The sequence below is a fragment of the Gammaproteobacteria bacterium genome (assembly GCA_041395725.1).
Taxonomy (GTDB): domain Bacteria; phylum Pseudomonadota; class Gammaproteobacteria; order Pseudomonadales; family Pseudohongiellaceae; genus NORP240.
Map to the genome: position 1 here is coordinate 4,598,517 of JAWKZW010000001.1, position 19,973 is coordinate 4,618,489.

Here is a 19,973-nt window from a genome sequence, read left to right on the forward strand (position 1 = left end):
TAAAGTGCTCCGCAGTAGCGTGTTACTACCCGGTGATAGTGGCATTCCCAGCGCTGCGTTGCAACTGCGGTCCATGCAGACCCACAACCGAATTCAAGCGAATCAGGAAACAGTAACCGGTTGCCAGTCTTTCACCCTGGCCTTGACGTCTTCAATTTCATGCTTGCAGACCCCGGCACGTTCGATCAGCTTGATCTCACACAGATCGCAGCGCACGCACTCCTTGAAATCTATATTGGGACCGCGAATTGCACCGGTGGGACAGGCGTGCTCACAGACCTTACAGATGCTGCACTGCTCAACGCGCTTGATCTTGAAAGGAGAGATCAGCGATACCACGCCCAGTGCCGCTCCCAGCGGGCAGGCGTAGCGGCAGTAAAACCGCTTCACGACCGACGAACTGATCAGGAAGGCGATCAATATCACCCACAACAGAACCGACTGACTGAAGAAGAAAATGGTGCCAAATGGCTCAAAATACTGAAAGATGCTGACGTTGGGCGCCACCACGGTCAACCCCAGGATAAGCGCCAGAATTCCGTACTTGATGTAGATGGCCTTGTCATGAATTTTCCGCGGCACATCTCGCTGAAAGCGCTTGGGCACAATGCGGGTAAGAAAGTCCTGCAGGGCTCCGAACGGGCAAAGCGACGAACAGAAAATACGCCCCCAGAGCAGCACGGTCACCAGGGTGAATGTAACCATCAACAACACCGGCGCATCGTTCAGGTACATGGACGGCCCGATCTTGATACCGCTGGTGATATGAGAAATCGACAGGAAGCCCCCGTCATAGAAGCCCAGGTAGCCCAGGGTGCAGGCCAGTGCCACCCAACGCACAGTAGCACTCTTGCGCAGAAAGGCAGTCATTACCAGTGCCATCAGCCCGATCAAGGCGAATACCTGGCCCATAGGCGCTTCATTCACCAAACGGGCAAAGCCGGTCTCATTCTCGGAACTGCCAAAGTCAATGCTGTCGGCGGGATCCTCCCAGGGAGCGCCGGTGGCAAGTGCCACACCAATCGGCGGTAGCTCGTAATCCACCGATTCAACGGTGGTGAATGACCCCATGTCTTCGCTGGTGTCGTACTCCAGGCTGAACGGCTGGGTGACATCGATAGCCGGGCTCAGCACGATGGCACCGGCAAAATTGACCCGATTGGCGATCTTGCCATCGGTGCCGCTGCCCGCATAGACAAATTGCCGGCGTGGTAAAGGAAAAAAATTCTCCCCCTGGCGCACCGCCAATCGCTCCGGTCGGAACGGATTGCCGGTGCTGTTGGAATTGCCGCTGATACCCACGAGCATCAAGGTGCCCGCGTCAGTCCGGTTACTGGCCTCCCGTTCCGCGCCCGAATAGTCATTGGACCCGACCATCATCTCGCCGAACTCTTCATTGCCAAGGTAGAGGAAATTCAACACCAGTTCCGAGTTCTCCGGATAGGGCACCCGCAACTCGGAAATCATGCCAATATCCAGCAGATCGTACCAATCCATTTCTGCCAGTGCGGCCAGCGCCCCTCCCCCTTCGTCGCCAAGACCCTCCAGGTCGGTCAGGTAGGTCTGCGCTACGCGCCGTGCTGCATTGCGGATGCCCCGCGCCACCGCCCAGCTGCTGATCGTGGCCCGCGACACACCGTCCACATCACGTCCGACCCGGAAGTCGTCCCGCAGGTCTTTATCAAAAAACTGGTTGGGAAAACGTTCAGTGTTCAGGAAGTCTCCACGAATACTGCGGTAGGACTCCCGGTAATTTATGATCTTGATTCCTGTAATGATGCCTTCCAGGTCAATAGCCACCAGCACGTGTATAGGCGCCGCGTAGCCGATCTCCTCCGGAGGCAGGTCAGGGGTTTCAAACAGGTAGCCCACCAGCTCCTGGGTGCCAACCTCGCCCGCCCTGTAGGCTGCATACACAGGAGGATCACCGGATTTTTCTGAAAACGCGTCAGCACCGGGAAGGAGTTCCTGCATGAGCTCCTCGGTGATGGGGATGGCGCGTTGAGCTAACGCAGGCTGGGTGATTAGAAAACTGGCGACGAGCAGCAACAGGGCTGCCAATAGCGCGACTCTACTTCTCGGGGTATCAGACACCCGGTACGCGATCGTGGTGCGTGGCATAGTTTTTGTTCTTCCACATTACTTTTGGGCGATATGGTAAAGGATAAATAGGGGTTTGAGCCAGCCACGGTCAAGAAAAGACACAATTTCGGCAGGGTGATTACCATCCCCTGGCTGATTAATTCTATTTACTACAACGGCACCGCCCCGACACCCCGCCAGAGACGGCCGCCTGGCCGGATAGCCCAATGGTAACAAGCTATGCTCTCCTGGCGTTTATAGGCATACATTGGGACTATCGCGATGAACGAGGCGAGAAATCGGGTCAGTCAGAGGAGAAAGCAGAACGATCAGAAACCTCCGAACACCTCCAGCCCCAGGCTGTCCGCATAGCGCGATTCGACGATATCTTCCTTTGCCAGTGTGCCACTCAGTATTTTGTCAATGTCGCTGCCGATCAACTCGATCGCCTGCTGCTGCGCACCGGAACCATATGCTAATTGCAAGGTAGATCCCCATAGCGCCAGCATGCGATTGTCGATCAACCTGACATCATTTTCCTTGGCCCACTCGGACCCAATGGCGAACCCAAGCTGCTCGAGCCGGCTATCCAGGCTGTCAACAGAGTCCGGGGCGGCCCGGCCCAGCAGCGCAGACTCGATATCGAGCCAGCCCGTTGGGTAAAGCAGCGTGCCCTGATAGAAACCGAGTATCCAATCCAGGTACTCTTGCTGCGACTGCAATTGCTGGTTCCGCGGATCAGCCTGGTAGGCCCGAACAAACAGACTCTGGGGTGGGATCTCGTCCAGCCACGTGGGATTGCCAGTTGTGATACAGGAGGCCAGTAAAATAAAGAACAACGGGGCCCCAACGGACCGTGCCTTGCGGGAAATCCTGCTGAAGCTGGTTTGATTTTCCATCCGCTGTTATCTGTGGTTTGTTGCCTGGAAGCCATACTCTAATACAGTTGCTGAACTGATGCATCACCACCGGTCACACCGTGGCCGACCAGATCGATTTCCCTCAGGTCCTGGGCAATCAAATTCCTGGCTGATCAGATTCAGATTCGCTGATAAAACATTTGACGAAAAGAGAGATAGTTGCGCAGCGGCAAAAGAATCTGGCAGAGATTCCGCTGAGACGTATTTCAAATGCCAATACTGTTGATGAAAAGATTGAGGCGATAGTGGACTACATTTTCTAAGCTACCGGTCTAATTATCTGTCTGTGACACTCAGGACCTGAATATTCCCATAGGTATTGTTTGCGGACCCACCAATAAGTTCGAAGCTTATTTCGTCGAATTGATCGCCAACAAGCAGCTTCGGCACATAGTAATTCCTTTTACTACCTGCATCTATATAGTTCGCCGCAGAATCGGTCGCCTGTATACCAAAGTAGATCGGCGCACTACCGTCGAGATCCAGTTGTAAATTCGCAAGATCCAGAATGAATATTCTAGTCTCTACGCCGCGCACTCCACTATCAATTTCGGGCAGGAAAATCGAATTGTCCTCTGCATTGAAGATTGCATCAGAGTCAACAGCTAGCGACCCGATTTCCCCCAGGAATTTAGTCGGCGTGGCTGTCCTGATACCACCTGATCGTTAATAACTTAGCAAAACCTTAATCCTGCTTCTCTTTCACAATGCTTTGCTTCCACCAGGTATCTATGTCCATAAATCCAAAGATAGAAGAGAATATCAGTTTGTTAAGTTGTTAAGTTGTTAAGTTGTTAAGTTATCAGTGTCCCTGCAGATTCTCTAAGCGCCAGACTTCTTCACAAATTCTGATTTCAACATCATCTCACCTACACCCTGTACGCGACAGTCAATGTTGTGATCTCCTTCAATGATCCGGTTGATTTTGATCTTGGTGCCAATCTTCAAAACACTGGAGCTACCTTTGACTTTGAGGTCTTTAATCAGGGTGGCGTTGTCACCCTCGATCAGGTCGTTGCCATTGGCATCTTTTACCGTTGCAACGTCTTCGACTGGCCTAGAATCTTTACTCCATTCATGCGCGCATTCAGGGCAGATAAACAGATCGCGGTCTTCGTAGGTATAGCTGGATTGGCATTTAGGGCACGGGGGTAATGACATTACTCTTCCTAATATTTGTAGTAGCGGTCAAAAAGGGTTGCATTGTCCTTATTCTGCAGCGTTCGTCAAGCCAGCCAGGTTCACCCTGTCACCATTAACCCGCTGCAATCGTTACCCCCAGCCTGTTAATCATAATCAGAAATAGATCGACATGTGGCAACTTCCCCTGTAGACTGAGTTCCAGCTAAAAGAAGCCATATATTTACATTCTACATTTCGTTGTTTTATTCGTAATTCCTCGTCCTGCAGTTTCTAAGTCTCTGTCTACCTTTCCAAGCTATTCAAGCCTCTTGAAGGCACAATGCTAAATTTTTTTCAGGATTATTATGTCTAATACAACTACAGGAACCGTAAAGTGGTTCAACGAATCTAAAGGATTTGGTTTTATCGAACAACAGTCAGGCCCGGATGTTTTCGCCCACTACAGTGCAATCGCTGGCGGTGGTTTCAAAACTCTGGCAGAAGGACAGCGTGTAGAGTTTCTCGTGACGAGCGGCCAAAAAGGTCCACAAGCCGAGAATATTGTAGCTATCTAAACGATAGTTGCTGCAAATTGAGGGGCAAACCTTTGCGGGTTTGCCCTTTTTTGCGTCCCGTGCCTTTTCCTTCGATGCCAATGAGTCGCGAGGTGCTGGCACAGCCAGTTATTGCCGTAGTCGTTACCGACATCTTCCTGATAGATTTGCTGGTTAATCTACCGGGCGAGATCGACCAGAAGGAGAAAAAACCGATCCGCATTAGCATGTTCAACATCGAGAGAGCGCACCAGTCTTCTCTTTTATTCCCCGACTTTCGGAAAGTACGCATTTGTACTCGCCCCACTTACCAAGCCAGTATTTCTTTAACTCTTCCGATCTCTCTTGGTTGCGACCCCAAGCGCTATAAGTGCGCGATCTATCAAACTCGAGCCTGAGAAAGAAAGTCCTTTCAGTTCGGCTCTTTCATACCAACCGTGGACAGCCTCATATCAAGCCTGACGGTTCGGCTGACGGATTCAATTCGATCTGGCAACAGTTTATGGCCAAGGTTCTCGAGCAGACCAGCCTGGTAGAGAAATTCACAGAACATGATCTGCGGGCAAAGGTAGCTTCCTATACTGAGCTTGATCATGCCAGGCAGTTCCCAGGACACTCTTCCACTATCTTGAAATATCGATCGTAATAAGGCGTCGTATAGGCTGCCTCTTTAAGTAATTGGACTTCAAGTGAAGCATAGCTGTCCCGATTTATATGCGTAGATTCACCTTGTAATAACAGAATGGCAACGAATAAGTTGGCATTGTGCTTCTCCAAGGCTAGAAGCTCCTCCATATAGGTCGAAGCGCTTTGGTATTAAGCTCGAACTTGTCCGGCAGTAATACTGAAAAATCCGAGTATTATCACTGCTGCTAGAACGTGTCGAGCAACTGTAACGTACAATTCGTAAAGCTTGGACATCGTTCCTACCCCATCTCACTCTCAGACAAGAATTGCTTTCCGACGAAAGATCAAGCCTATTTACAGGTTAGCATCGGCCAGGACTCGCAAATCCAAAAAGGATCTTGGTTGCCCTCGTACGATGGATACCAGAGCAGACATTTATTGTCATCTAAAGCCTAAGTATTTACACGAGTGCAAGTAGCTGAAATCCTTGATGAAGGGGAGATTCGCACGGCCTCGGCTTACCGACCAGCCGGGTGCAGTCCGGTAGGTCGGGCCTGGATTTACCTTGCAGATCAGGGCCCCTACGTCAAGGATTTCCAATGCTTGCAAGGGTCAAGTACAGGGGAGTACGGCAATATCATTTCTTTAAGTTGTTAAGTTATCAGTGTCCCTGCAGACACAGGAGAAAAGCTCTGTAAACAGTCCGGATGTAAGACGGCAATCTACTACCTTGCGTTAATAAGTTTCTCTTGGCAAACGGGCGGTGTCCATTTAAAAAATTCCTTAGGCATTTGCTCAGAATAGTAGCTGCCTCTGCATAAAGGGGCAGGCAATGTTATTTCCATGAGATCGAGCGATTAATAGAAAATGAATCTGCATAAACTTTTTGTTTCGATCAAAGCTTCGAGAGCCGGGAGCATCTTAAATCGATGGATCGTCGACGATGGGTATTTTCAAAAGATTCCCAAAACCATCTGGATGTACTGGGCTGATGGATTTGATTCAGCGCCTGAAGTTGTCAAAATCTGCGTAAAAACCTGGGAGGTATTAAATCCGGATTGGACCCTCATTCTCATTGACGATGAGTCCGTTTCGAAATATGTCAATTTGAGAGATATCGAAAACATCGGAGTTCCTATCCAGAAGCGCGCAAATCTGTTGCGTACTCGACTACTAAAGCAGCATGGTGGAGTCTGGTGTGATAGTACGCTAGTATGTAGTGCGCCACTGGATAGCTGGCTTTATTTTGTGTTACAAACAGACATGTTTGCCTTCAGTCGGCCAGGTAAGGACAGAATAATTTCCAACTGGTTTCTGGCCTCGATAAAAGGGGGAAACCTCATGAATTCGATCGAAAGGGCCTATACTCGTTACCTGACATCTCCCCCTGTATACATCTCTGAAAAGCAACCACCCTATTACAATTATCATTACACGGTCGAGTTCCTGTATAGAACAAACCCTAGATTCTATAGGGGATTTTCGAAAATCCCTAAGGTAAGCGCATCACCCATTCACTGGCTGCAGTACTGGTTGAGAACTATCGAGAAGTCTCCAGAAACCCCGTTACCTGATCTGCGCGGGATACCCATGCACAAGTTGAACTGGAGGCAAGAATTTGACATAGAAATATTTATAAGCGTACTTTGCGAGATTGATAATCGTTTTTCCAGATCATGGTTGACATCGTCATGAAACTTAATTCAGTCAGGACCAGGCTAATTGAGACGGCATTCAACATCAGGGTGCCACGGCTTATCGTTCAATACGGCATGAAGCGAAGTGGCAATCACGCTATCACAAACTGGCTCCTTCCTAAGCTGAATGCCATATATTTTAATAATATTGTACCAATGGAGGATATCATCAGGGGTAGAAAAACAGTTCCTGACCTAGATAGGTTCGCATCCTGGTTTGCGCACCGACAGCGTGACGATTCGAATTCGTTGCAGACTTTGTATAAAGATATCAGCCCTATGTTCAAGCCGGTTTATGTGTCACTGGAGGATTTCCCTCTTAATTTAAGCGCATTTGCGGTCAACAATCCCGTGAACATTCTGATCATTCGTTCGTTCGAAAATATGATGAGCAGCCGTATTCACAAGGCCTTTAAGACAAATATGGCAGCCTATCCTCGTGAAATGTCTCCTGTACTGGAAAGCATTGTAAACACCTGGAAAAATCATGCCAGATCTTACTTGGATGCCAATGAGCCGTCTGCCGGGCGGGTAGCAATCTACTTTGATCGATGGACCCAGGATCCAATCTATCGCGAAGCCATTTGCAATCGCTTGGGTCTTGCTTCGGATGATGTTGGTATCAATCAGGTAAGTCAGACAGGCGGCGGCAGCTCTTTTGATGGAACTAAGTTCGATGGTGACGCTGAAAAAATGGATATTGCCAGGCGCAAGGATTGCCTCGCTGAAAACGAGCGACTACTTTTAGAACAAGTAACTGACGACAAAGAGTTGCAGAACCTCATATCGCTAGTTTCTAACGCGGATCCGATCGAAAAAATCTGGATCTGAATTTTGGAAATTATTTTTCCAGCGAAAAACTGGCCTGAATTGTTACTATGACGATTAGTTGATCAACATGCCTATATCAATTTTCCATGATTGGTTTTCTAACAAAATTATCAGCGAGAAAACCCCTCTACATGCTTCCATAATACGAATACAGGATTGGGTTTCTTCCCCAAAATGTAGTTTTACTATTGACCGAATTACAAGCTTTCCAACAAATCCCTTAGTTACACCGAAATCCAGTCTTACACTTGGAAAGAATATCAATGGCCCGTCGTTAATCAAAGTGCCGGATTGGGTCGAAGACAAACTCGGCCGTTACTACCTGTATTTCGCCCATCATAAAGGTAAGCATATAAGGATGGCTTACTCAGACATGCTGGAAGGTCCTTGGAAGGTTTATGAACCTGGCGTTCTACATCTGACTGATACACCAGGATTCAACGATCATTTGGCGTCTCCAGATGTTCATGTATTGGAGGATGAACGACGTATTCGCATGTACTTCCATGGCGCAAGACCAACGATCGACCGCCAAGAAACTGGAATCGCACATTCTCACAACGGACTGCAGTTCAGTGGAGAAGACAGATCCGTAGGCAAGTTTTATTTCCGAGTGTGGAATTATAAGGGCGTCCATTTTGCATTGGCAAAAAACTATAGGAGTGGCTGGAGTCAGTTGTATACTTCACTGGACGGGGGCATAAGCTTCAAACCAGGCAGAAAGCTACTAAGACGTGCGAGGCATACAGCCGTCATGGTGATCGACGATAATTTGCTGATTTTCTTTAGTCGTGTCGGTGATTGCCCTGAACGAATCCTTCTTACCAGCATAGATATGAGAAAGGCAATCGACTCGTGGCAGCCATCAAGACCAATTGAAGTCTTAAGACCCAATGACGCAAATGAGGGGATAGATTGCCCAATGCAACCTTCATTGCACGGAGCTCAGACCAATGTTTGCCAACTCAGAGACCCTTGCGTTTTCTCAGATTCTGGGAGGATTTTTCTTTTTTACTCAATTCGAGGGGAGGTCGGGATATCTGGCGTGGAGCTTCGCCTCCACAAGCAGAATTGATTTTCCGGGAACGAAACATCACATACCAATAGCCAATAATAATTTATGAGTCACCAGGTCGGTTGCCCCGCTTACCAAAATTAAAGGGGAAAAACTTGAAAATCGATACCTTTTCAACTTTTGTTTTGTTTACGTGAGGGAAAGAAACATCTGGAATTTCATGACCGAGGAAATCGCAGATTTCCTCCCAACAGTCCTTTTTAGTTATATCAATAACCAGTAAATCTTCATGGCGGTCTTTAAAATAGTCAATCACATCTTTGTTGTGACGATTATATCGATTCAAATAAATATCTTCGTTCCCGGCCGGGCATCCGACTCCGTATATCCACGTTCTCATAGGAGTGCTGTTTTCCCCAAAATAGTTTACTTGGCTGCGAATCCATGAGTCTGGTTCGCGAACTGTAAGAATAAACTTGCTGCCCGGATATCTCTTATCGAGTTCCTTATAAAATAGTGGCCATGGGTTGTCCTGAAACGCGTCAAACTGATCTGCGAGCTCGTAAACCATATGCAACGCTTTGTCGGCAATTTCAGAATCTTTAGAACCATTTGGACCAGTTACCCGATATCCTAAAATTTCAAGCGCCCGTGCGAGGCTTGAAGTTCCTGTTTTATGAAACCCAATACCAAATACTTTGTTCATAAACTAACCACAATTTTGAGTTGGGTCTATGGGATCGATTCTGTTAAAGGGGACACTCACAACTTAACAACTTGGCTGTTAAGGTTCTTTGCTTCTAAGAGTACAATGTTCGAAGATTTACCTGTAAAGTTAGAACTTTATTAATAACAATAGTTTACGGCCTTGGTCGAACCCCGTCCAGGTTGCTTTGGAAATATAGACTGTACCGAAAACAGGAAGGCAGGCTACCCCTAGCTGACAAATACCTATTGGCGCAGTTACTCGTCGAATCATTCGAAGACTTGGGGAATCTGGGAATTATCGAGTCATTTGTAGAATTCTCGGTGCAGTTGTCCTTCCTTTCTGACCATCTCCGATTGGAAACGTTTTTCGAAATTTCAGACAGTTTATAATGATCAAACCCAGATCCCAATGGGACAAACCCCACTCTTTGGGACAATCGAAATGAATGCCCATCCCCCGTTAATGGGGTAGAGCCTACATTTTCCACTACACAAGAAAGAGCGAAACAAAAAAGCAGCTACCCCTTTTCGAGATAACTGCTTGATTTTAAATCACTAGTTTTGGCACGCCCGGAGAGATTGATTCGAAATCTGGCTTAGCCAGATTCCTCACCCCTTCGGGGCAGCCTGCGGCTGTCTGCGCCGCTACGCGGCTGTCGAACTGAGGGGTTAGAACCAAGTCCGCCAGACTCGCCATATTAAAAAGGGTCCCCTGGGGGACCCTTTTTAATATGGCACGCCCGGAGAGATTCGAACTCCCGACCAACTGGTTCGAAGATTTAGCTGTAGATTTATATTTTCTTAATTAACAATGGATTACGGCCTTGGTCAAGCCCCAGAAATTGCCTGAAGTAGCCAGATTTAATGTGAATTAGCACAAAAATTACTACACACTAGAAAAAAATCAAAAATAGTTAACATTAATTCCCACTAATTTTATAGTAGCCTTGTAAGCAGATCGGTTATTTTTACGGCAGCTAACAATTAGCTTGCTCCAAACTCCAAAGGGTTGATTAGCTTAAGTGCTTAATTCACCGGCGAGACCCTTAATTTATGTACAAATTACCTTTTGGCACAGCACATTAGGACTCTCACTCCAATATATTGAGTTATTGTATGGGATCAAAGGCAATCCAATCATTTGAACACTCCATCAAGGATGCAACCGAGCTATTGGACCACTTTGATGCCTTGAACACGCATCCTCCCCCTCCGCAGATAGAGGTCCTTAAAAGAGCTAGTTTAGTTATGGCACTAGCTGCGCTCGAGACATATTTTGAAGAGCTTTTAATTGAATATGTAGAATATTTGTGCTCTCAGAGCTGCGAAAGCGAGCGTCTAACTGCTTTCTTCCGATCGTCCCTTAAGAATGATCTTAAAGTCTTCCACTCTCCGAGTACTGACAGAGTGAAGCCAATTTTCATCAAGTACCTTGGCGTTAACATCACCGAAGCTTGGTCATGGAACAATATTGATCCTACAAAGGCTCGTAAGGAGTTAAATAATCTTGTAAGGAAACGTGGAGATATTGCCCACCGTTCAATACGACCGGTGCCTGGTCAACCATCACAACATGTAGTCACACGTGATGCGATGCGTAAGCACATTCACTTTATAAAGGAATTAGTAAGAACAACGGACATTTTCGTTCAAGAAAGTGTTACCAAGTCTGGCGAAATAGTTAGTGAAGCGCAGGACACAACAAATAGATTGTTTCTATAAGAGACTTGCAAAAGATGGATTTATTTACGCCAGCTGTAAATGAGAAAGATTTTCATCCAAATTTTCGCAACATTCTTAGAGCAGAATTGTGTAAGGAACGGAAGGAGCTCCAAAGATGGGCAAGTGACTTTCCTGATCGAGACGGAAAATTCGTAAAGGAATTTCAAACTACATTTAACCCCTGCTTTTGGGAGTTATATTTAAACGCTCTTTTTAAAGATTTAGGGTTTGATTTAGATTGGGAATTTCCTTCGCCAGATTTTTTGGTTAGGAAGAATGGTATTCAATTTTCAATTGAAGCCGCCACAGCTGGAGCCGCAAGTGGGAAAACGCCAGAGTGGGAAAAAACTATTAGCAAGCCTGAAGAGATAGAAAATATAAGTTTAAACGCACTGAATCGCGAATCGATAATAAGATTGTCTAACACATTTTTCTCTAAATTAAAGAAATACCGCGATAGCTACTCCAAAGCGTCGCATGTGAAAAACCGACCTTTCGTTATTGCGATTGCTCCATTCGAGCAGCCCCATTTTAATCTTCAATACAATAGGCCAATAACAGCGCTTTTATACGACTATTACGTTGACGAAGAAGCATATCTTGCTAACCCGGAAGACTACCCGAGCGGGCCTCCAGCACGACAATTAGGCTCAGTAGAAAAAGACAACGGCTCTGAGATTGAATTGGGAGTCTTCTCTGATTCTTTGTGTAGTGAAATAAGTGCAGTTATTTTTAGTTGCACTGCAACCTGGGGCAAAGTTGATGCTTTAACTACAAATTCAAACGTGCGACGCGTCATAAGTTCTATTCGTGGAGAGCCTCCACACGGAGCTCCGAAATTATTTACGTGCTCTGGTTCAGAATCCACTGAAACCATTCAAGACGGCTTACAGGTTTATCACAACCCGTATGCTGTTAACCCAATTGATCCAGAATATTTTAGAGCTGATGGAGTAGTACAAGTATTCGGAGATAAGGCGACTGCATCGTTAATAACCGAGGGTGAAGAGTCGTGCCTTATGCATCGTCAGGTCTATAACCTAATCCCGGAAAACAAGTAATAAAGACGTATATCGACCGCATTTAAATTAGTTGCTTCTGTTTAGGGGCCAAAAGGGATTCTTCAAGATATTCAGTCAGGAGCAGCAATTGATTATAGAATCAGTACATATTGAAAATTTTCGCGCAATAGCAGATCAGACTATTTCTTTCGGGAGGTATAATTGCTTTGTTGGGCCAAATGGCGCAGGTAAGTCGACCGTACTTGCTGCATTAAATGTTTTCTTTCGACAATTCAAAGATTCTAAAACCGACTTAAGCAAGTTATCTATTGATGATTTCCATCATAAAAATATTGACAATCCCATCCGGATCACTGTTACTTTTTCGGAACTCTCTGAGGAAGCAAAGTCTGATCTTTCAGACTATGTAAGACAAAATAAACTAATTGTATCGGCAGTAGCCAAGTATGACCCAAGTACTGAAAGAGCGGAGGTTAAACAATACGGAAATAGACTCGGCATAGAGGAATTCAGAATTTATTTCGAATCCGATAAGTTGGGTAAAAGCGCGCTGGAGCTTAAGGAGATATATTCTGATCTAAAGTTAAAATTCCCGGACCTCCATGATGCAAAAACAAAAACTTCAATGGCTCAGTCTTTGCAGGACTATGAATCTAGTCGCCCTGAAGATTGCTCCCTGCTGCCAAGTGAAGACCAGTTCTACGGCGCATCAAAAGGTACGAATAGGCTGGCGCCGCATGTCCAATGGGTATTCGTACCAGCAGTAAAAGATATAACCGAAGAAAGTCAAGAGTCAAAAACATCAGGCCTTGGTCAACTATTGGGAAGAACTGTCAGATCTAAAGTTGATTTTTCCCAAAAAATAGCGGATCTGAAAATCGCATTGAGTCTTAAGTACCAAGCGATGTTAGATGCTGAGCAATCTGTCTTAGATGAACTGTCTGGGTCTATAGAACTTCGACTAAAAGAATGGGCACACCCTGACGTCTCTGCGAAGATATTGTGGACTCAAGACTCTGATAAGTCTGTCAAAGTTGAAGAACCATGGGCATATATAAAAATTGGGGAACGTGGATTCGAAAGTGAGTTGGCTAGATTTGGACATGGTATTCAAAGATCTTTCATGTTAACTCTCCTACAAGAGCTAGCGTCAATAGATCATACTTCCGGACCTACTCTAATCTTAGCCATTGAAGAGCCAGAGCTATATCAACATCCGCCTCAAGCAAGATACCTTGCAGAAGTATTGCATACCTTGTCGGAAAACAATGCCCAAATAGCCCTGTGTTCCCACAGCCCCCATTTTATACCTGGAGACGATTTTGAAGCTGTTAGGGTTGTACGGGACTCCGGCAGCCCTTCTCGCACTTCAGTAACAGAACTTTGTTACAAGCAGCTTGCTAAGTCTTTGGAGGATGCTGGCCATAAGCATTTAAAAGAAGCTGGGATGCTGGCCAAGTTATTTTCCTCACTGAATCCAACAATAAACGAGATGTTTTTTTGTAGAGTTCTTGTTTTAGTTGAAGGCATAGAGGATGTTGCGTATATAACATCTTACTTGTCCTTGGAAAACATGATGCCACAATTTAGAAAATCTGGGTGTCATATTGTTCCGGTAGGAGGAAAAAGTGAAATCCTTAGGCCTCTCGCCGTTGCCAAACAGCTTAGTATTCCGGTATTTGTAATCTTCGATGCGGACACCGATGTAACAAATGAAGAGCACGTGAGAATGCATAAGAAGGACAACCTTCATATATTGAAGATATTAGGTTACGCATCGGAAAGCGATTGGCCTACAGAGCAAATCGAAAAGACTGACCTGTTCGTATGGAAGCACAATATTACAAAAATGGTACATGATGAATTGGGCGGCGAATGGAAGTCACACGTCGATAAAGCCGCACTGATTTATGGGCAAGCAGGTGGACTGTCAAAGAATCCACTAGCTATAGCTAAAGCTTTGGAATTGGCTTGGCATGAAAATTTGAAATCACCTTCGCTCACTAAATTGGCGAGAGGCATTATAAATTTTGCAGAAAGCGCTATTGGAATTCAAAATTAGAGACAGCACGATGGCCCATAGCATCCAATATTCTGAGTGGTTGCTTTCCTGCTCTGGTTTGAGGCCATTAACAAAAATTTTAGGATAATTAAAATTGGCATTCTAGGAAGCGTAGGCTTGTCAATACCGGCCACGCTATTGTCTATGCTTTCCGCTTCACTGGACTTACCGGGAGTTGATCGGTCGTTACTCTCAACAGACCAAGAATTTTGGTTGTTTTTTTCAAGAGGCACACTTACATTTTCTTTGTTTCGCATAGCAGTTTGTTTTCTTGTTTTCTGGGCTTACAAACCGAGAAGCAGTAAGTAACTTTGAGCCATGAATAGATCTGTCACAGACAATGAAACACTCTCTCACCTTGTTGAGATCATTCGAGCTTCTTTAGCCGAATATTCTTGGCTTTTTGGCCAGATCAAGGAACACAATGGCTCTATCCATTTTCCCGAGCAGTGGATCTCGTTCCTCACAAGAATTGAGCAGCCACCCTGGGCAACTTTCTATGGGTCAGAGCAGATGGCGAACACACTCGCCCTATTCGCTGTTAAAGGTATCGAAGGCGTGTCTGACCTTCAGAAGCAGATCGAGGGTCTTTCGGCCGACGAAGTAAGAGCATTGAAGATACAAGTCGAGAAGGAGGCTTTTGAAAAAGCGGATGTGTTCGATGAGAAGTTGCAAAACCTTAAATTGCTGAATTCCTCCGACATCGAGACGACCTTGGCTTCTATGTCAGAATTAGAACTAGAGCAGGAGACCTCGTTCCTAACTTTTTTCCTCAATGCAGTAGTTGTAAGTACGTTCAATTTTTTGGCTATTATCACTCATGGTAAGAGTATGGTCAGATTGATTCATGACGCCCAGCAAGGTGAAGATTCGGCCTTTTTAAAAGCTGTGCAGATCGACGCGACCGTACTATCTACAATCCCCTACTTCAAGCAGAGGCTTGTGCGGTCACAGCTCTCAGATGAACCCGCATTCAGGGCATCATTAGCAAGGGGGCTAAAGGGCAAGGTATTGAGCGAAAAAGTGGAACTCCCTGAGCTCCGCTTCGTTTTCGCTCTGCTCCACTCCGAGGGGTTCTTGACCAGTCTCCCTAATGACCAGCTACTCGATATCTGTATCGGCCTGGGCATATATCAAGGTGACGATGTATATGCCTTTTCCAAGCTGAAAAACAAGTTCCTCAAAAAGCAAGGACCACAAATTTAATTTTGTGGTCCTTCGCAGACCCTAAACTCAGCCATAGTATCGGTAACCGCCTTGTCCCGGCGGTTCGGCACCGCCCTTACAATTTAAGGAGGTTGCCATGCAATCTGATATTCAATCCAAACAAAGTATTAATTCAAGGGCGGCGCGGGATGCTGCCTCGCAGCACCGGCCCGCCCCTGATGGTGGTTCTGGTAAGGGTACGCAGTCTAGTAACACAGTACCCTCTAATTGCATTGATACCAGTAATACCCGGATTCTCCGTACCGGTATTGATAGCCTGTACCTGACCTACCAGGGCCATTTATCCGATGAGTCCTCTATCCGGCTCACTGAACTCAAGAAACTAGCCCAGTCCAGCAGTGCTTCCAGCGTCAATCTGGCCCAGTTCCGTGTCGATCCCCATGTGTTCGAGGTGAAGGGCAACGGCAGGCATCCCTTTGCCTACATCCTGGAAGATGGCACGTTCCGGATCGAGGCCGCCAAACAGGACGCCAAACAAGCGCCCCTGGCATACGCGAAAGTATCTAGTGAGCTGCTGACGGTCGCTGGACCTGACGCGGCCCTGGATGTCTTGCAGAAGGTTATCGACGTGCTCGGGGCTGTCACTGCCGGTCCGAATGTCGCCAGGGTCGATCTGTGCGTTGACTTCCTCACTGATTACCCCCTGGAAAGGATCACCGATGCTGAATTCGTCACCAAGGCCAGATCCATGTCACGACATTCTGAGATGCGGCGGTTCTCCGGGATTTCCTTTGCGGTCGGGGCAGGCCTCTCGGCTCGACTCTACAATAAGACCCTGGAGATGCGCTCTAAGAACAATACGCGGCCCTACCTGAAGGCGCTGTGGCATGAGGCTGGCTGGGACGGTGATCAAGACGTCTGGCGCCTGGAGTTTCAGTTTCGACGTGATGCGTTAAGAACACTGGACATTGTGTCCTACAAGGAGCTGAAAGATTGCCTCGGTGGTCTCTGGCAGTACTGCACGCATCAATGGTTAAAGCACACTGTTCCGAATCTGGCAGATCAGACTCAGACCCGTTGGCCGGTATCCTCGCTCTGGGAAGTCTTGCAGGGCGCCGATTGGGGCGATACCTGCCGGATACTGACCAGGCACAAGGTCGAACGTGGACGCCCACCCTCCGATAGGCACCTGTTCGTGAATGGCCTCAGCCCTCTGACTTCGTTCTCTGCCCGTGAAGGTTACACCCATGCCGGGGAAGCCTCTGAAGCGTTCCTGAAGGCTGCACAGGACTACCACGATGGCACGTCCCAGATTACTGGCGTCAGCTTTGACGACTACTACCGGACCAAGGTCGAGGAGAAACGCCGCTTCTACAACGCAGGCCCGAACAAGCCCCTCGGAGACGGTCCCCATCCGGCAGACAAAGCCGTGTCCCGTGAGTACAGGAAACGCAGCGATGGAGACTACTAACCATGAGACTCTCGATCTCCACGAGGCCGCTAATTTCCTCAAGCTCCACTGGCAGACAGTCCGGGAGCGAGCCAAATCCGGGGAGATTCCTGCCGCTAAGCTGGGACGCCGCTGGGTGTTCCTCAAGGCTGACCTTGTGCTCTACCTGCAATCCCACTACTCTACTGGCCGACCAAGGTCGCAAGTCCAGCAGAATGTAGGAGATGCATTATGTTGTACAAACGACCGAATTCGCGTTTCTGGTGGTGTAGCTTTACCGCACCTGACGGAGCTCGAATACAACGCTCTACTAAAACAGTAGACAGGACCCTGGCACAGGAGTTTGAGGATAAGCTCCGTGTTCAGTACTGGCGGAACGCCCAGCTGGGTGAGAAGCCTAGAAGGACCTGGAAAGAAGCAGCGGTCAGATGGTATCGAGAAACCTCCCGCAAGTCGGTGGTGAATGACCTTGGTCATATCCAGTGGCTTGATCCTTACCTGGGGCATCTGTTCCTGGATGAGATCACACGGGAGGTTATCGACCAGATCACGGAAGCCAAGGTGAATACCGGCGTGAAACCGGCAACGGTCAATCGCTTGTTGGAACTGGTCCGAGTGATTCTGAATACCGCTGTAAAGCAATGGGAATGGATTGATCGGGCACCCCATATCCGGATGCTGAAGGACCCGACCAGGCGTATCCGGTGGCTAACACGGGAGGAAGTCAGAACTCTCCTGTCGAACCTGCCACCCCATACACAAACCCTGGTGCGGTTCTCCTTGGCAACCGGATTGAGAGAAACCAACGTCACGCGATTGCAGTGGTCACAGGTTGATCTTGAACGACGGGCTGCCTGGATACACCCGGATCAATCCAAGACAGGACGTCCAATCGGGATACCGTTAAACAGGGAAGCAGTCGTTTTACTCAGAGGTGAGTTAGGTAAGCATGAGAAATACGTGTTTACCTTCAATGGCAGACCCATCAAGCGGGCCAATACCAAAGTCTGGCGCAGAGCGTTAGAGCAATCTGGTATAGAAAACTTCCGCTGGCATGATTTGCGGCACACCTGGGCAAGCTGGCACGTTCAGAACGGCACGCCGATGCATGTGTTACAAGAGCTAGGTGGTTGGTCAGATATTCGGATGGTGCAGCGCTATGCTCACCTGGCACCGGAGCATCTGTCACCGTATGCCGAAACCTTGTGTGAGTTGGAACCTGTTACTACATTTTCCACTACACAAGAACGAGCGAAACAAAAAAGCAGCTATCCCTTTTTGAGATAACTGCTTGATTCTAAATCGCTTATTTTGGCACGCCCGGAGAGATTCGAACTCCCGACCAACTGGTTCGAAGCCAGTTACTCTATCCAGCTGAGCTACGGGCGCGTAGGGTGCGGATTATAACCGCCCTTTGCACTACCGTCACCGTGTTAGTGGTAAATAGTCGCTTACAACGTTACGCTACCGGTCTCTTGGCTGATTCAAAACAACAGGAAGCCTGCCATGTCAGACAGTTTAAGTGTCACGACAGCCGATTCAGCAGTGCCCCCGGCCTGCCCAAAGGCCGCGCAGAATGATTTTTCTGCGGCGCCGATGCCCACCGTCCGTCGCACCCTGGAAGTACTTGGCTGGGTTGTTGTGGCCTGGCTGGTTATCGTAGGGCTCACTTCGATAGTGGGGCGGGCGGGGTTTCTGGCCGGTGCCCTGGAGTTGGCACCTGCGGATCCCGAGGGGGCTCTGGGCCCTTTCGACTACCGCTATTACGAACATGCGGTTGCGACAACCCTGCACCTAATCCCTGCCCTGGCCATCATGCTGCTTGGGCCGTTGCAGTTTATCCGTGGAATTCGCACTAAATACATCAAGTTTCACCGCTTGAGCGGCTACACATTCATGGTGTGTGGCGTGATTGGCGCACTTTCCGGCATTATTCTGGGTGTATTCAATCCGTTCATGGGGGTCAGTGGCCAGGGCTTCAACGAATCCATGGCCACCACTTTCTTCTCCGGTTATACCCTGTTCGCTCTGTTTATGGCGTTTGACCGGATCCGCAATCGGATGATCCCTCAGCATCGAGAGTGGATGATCCGTTCCTGGGCTTTGATGCTGGCGGTCACCACCGAGCGCACACTTCTGATCATTCTGCAGATCACTACCGAAATCGACATCGCTGTGCTGTTCGGCACTACCTTCTGGATGGCCGGCGTGGTAAACCTTGTCGCCGCTGAAAGCTGGATAAACCTGACCAGAACCCCTGGCAAGGGTACCCGTCACTGGAAAGACGCCGATGCCAGGGCCCTGGCCCGTTAGCGCGGCCCAGAACTCCCAGACCTTCTGCCGGCAAACTCCCCCAGATGTGCGCGTTCCATCTGCTCAACCAGCGCTAATCACATCGCAACGGGCAGGAAGACTCTGACCATCAGAGAATCACTGAAGATGGACTTGTTCTCTGGAAAAGGGCTGTCAGAGCAATCATAAGTAAGAAAACCCCGCATAAAAAAGAGGCACTTCAAATTGAAGTGCCCCAGGGTAAGTCAGGACCTACGGGGAATGAAGGTGTCCCTGACTGAAACAAGATAGGAGACGCAGAGGCTGCCACCCGGGCAGAAAACTGCGTTATTCGACTATTAAGACCGGGACCGGCAAAAATCCTTTCATACACAGAGGCAAAATTTTAACGCTTTGTTTTCCCGGTTATTTCAGGAGGCAGATTAAGCGGTTAGCACCATGACCTGGCCCGCCCGCAGATAACTTTCTGGGTCCGGAACAGTAGCGCTCACGCAGCCCCGCGCGGCGGTTCAGTCACTGTTCAGCCACTCTGTAACAATGTGTGATATTGCGCGGTCACTTGTTTCAGATCGGTTCCCGGGTACGCTCAGAAACGCTACTATCCGCGCCGCTTAAAGCCACAAAGTTTGCGTGGACGATTTACCGGAACAGGAGAGAGAAATTGCAGAAAGGTTTGCTTCGTTCAGTATTACTCCTTACCGC

The 19,973-nt window shown here is 47.9% G+C and carries 14 protein-coding genes and 1 tRNA gene; 10 read left to right on the forward strand and 5 right to left on the reverse strand.

Features of this window, described 5'->3' with window-relative positions; genetic code table 11:
- Positions 1–102: 102 nt before the first annotated feature.
- From R3F50_20310 to R3F50_20320, 3 genes are all read right to left on the reverse strand, one after another.
- Entirely contained in the window at positions 103–2,121 is a 2,019-nt protein-coding gene (locus R3F50_20310) for a 4Fe-4S binding protein (GenBank protein MEZ5492633.1), read from the reverse strand.
- A gap of 290 nt (positions 2,122–2,411) precedes the next feature.
- A complete protein-coding gene (locus tag R3F50_20315; GenBank protein ID MEZ5492634.1) occupies positions 2,412–2,981 on the reverse strand; it encodes a hypothetical protein in 570 nt (189 codons plus the stop codon).
- An 843-nt stretch (positions 2,982–3,824) separates the two neighbouring features.
- A complete protein-coding gene (locus R3F50_20320) occupies positions 3,825–4,163 on the reverse strand; it encodes a zinc ribbon domain-containing protein YjdM (GenBank protein MEZ5492635.1) in 339 nt (112 codons plus the stop codon).
- 326 nt (positions 4,164–4,489) lie between these two features.
- Here R3F50_20320 and R3F50_20325 point away from each other — a divergent pair, with 326 nt between their 5' ends.
- The 3 genes from R3F50_20325 to R3F50_20335 all read left to right on the forward strand — a co-directional run bounded on the left by R3F50_20325 (position 4,490) and on the right by R3F50_20335 (position 8,908).
- Positions 4,490–4,699: a cold-shock protein gene (locus R3F50_20325; protein MEZ5492636.1), complete on the forward strand. Its 210-nt coding sequence runs from the start codon at positions 4,490–4,492 to the stop codon at positions 4,697–4,699.
- Positions 4,700–6,996: 2,297 nt separating this feature from the next.
- Positions 6,997–7,833 (forward strand): hypothetical protein, encoded by an 837-nt coding sequence (locus tag R3F50_20330; GenBank protein ID MEZ5492637.1) that lies wholly within the window; start codon positions 6,997–6,999, stop codon positions 7,831–7,833.
- A 67-nt stretch (positions 7,834–7,900) separates the two neighbouring features.
- The gene (locus R3F50_20335) at positions 7,901–8,908 is read left to right on the forward strand and encodes a hypothetical protein (protein ID MEZ5492638.1); all 1,008 of its coding nucleotides are present in this window, start codon (positions 7,901–7,903) and stop codon (positions 8,906–8,908) included.
- Positions 8,909–8,951: 43 nt separating this feature from the next.
- On the opposite strand, the gene R3F50_20340 is transcribed toward R3F50_20335, so the two are convergent.
- On the reverse strand, positions 8,952–9,554 hold the full coding sequence (locus R3F50_20340) for a sulfotransferase (GenBank protein MEZ5492639.1): 603 nt from the start codon (positions 9,552–9,554) through the stop codon (positions 8,952–8,954).
- A gap of 1,118 nt (positions 9,555–10,672) precedes the next feature.
- Here R3F50_20340 and R3F50_20345 point away from each other — a divergent pair.
- The 6 genes from R3F50_20345 to R3F50_20370 all read left to right on the forward strand — a co-directional run bounded on the left by R3F50_20345 (position 10,673) and on the right by R3F50_20370 (position 18,266).
- Positions 10,673–11,278, forward strand: coding sequence for a HEPN domain-containing protein (locus tag R3F50_20345; GenBank protein MEZ5492640.1), 606 nt, complete (start codon positions 10,673–10,675; stop codon positions 11,276–11,278).
- Between the two features lie 14 nt (positions 11,279–11,292).
- Entirely contained in the window at positions 11,293–12,339 is a 1,047-nt protein-coding gene (locus R3F50_20350) for a hypothetical protein (GenBank protein ID MEZ5492641.1), read from the forward strand.
- A gap of 88 nt (positions 12,340–12,427) precedes the next feature.
- Positions 12,428–14,362: an ATP-dependent endonuclease gene (locus R3F50_20355; GenBank protein ID MEZ5492642.1), complete on the forward strand. Its 1,935-nt coding sequence runs from the start codon at positions 12,428–12,430 to the stop codon at positions 14,360–14,362.
- 318 nt (positions 14,363–14,680) lie between these two features.
- Positions 14,681–15,568, forward strand: coding sequence for a hypothetical protein (locus tag R3F50_20360; protein ID MEZ5492643.1), 888 nt, complete (start codon positions 14,681–14,683; stop codon positions 15,566–15,568).
- A gap of 97 nt (positions 15,569–15,665) precedes the next feature.
- Positions 15,666–17,000, forward strand: coding sequence for a hypothetical protein (locus tag R3F50_20365; GenBank protein MEZ5492644.1), 1,335 nt, complete (start codon positions 15,666–15,668; stop codon positions 16,998–17,000).
- A gap of 210 nt (positions 17,001–17,210) precedes the next feature.
- Entirely contained in the window at positions 17,211–18,266 is a 1,056-nt protein-coding gene (locus tag R3F50_20370; protein ID MEZ5492645.1) for a site-specific integrase, read from the forward strand.
- A gap of 25 nt (positions 18,267–18,291) precedes the next feature.
- On the opposite strand, the gene R3F50_20375 is transcribed toward R3F50_20370, so the two are convergent.
- Positions 18,292–18,368: transfer RNA gene (locus tag R3F50_20375), tRNA-Arg, on the reverse strand.
- A gap of 117 nt (positions 18,369–18,485) precedes the next feature.
- On the opposite strand from R3F50_20375, the gene R3F50_20380 reads away from it, so the two are divergent.
- On the forward strand, positions 18,486–19,292 hold the full coding sequence (locus tag R3F50_20380; protein MEZ5492646.1) for a DUF2306 domain-containing protein: 807 nt from the start codon (positions 18,486–18,488) through the stop codon (positions 19,290–19,292).
- Positions 19,293–19,973: the final 681 nt, after the last annotated feature.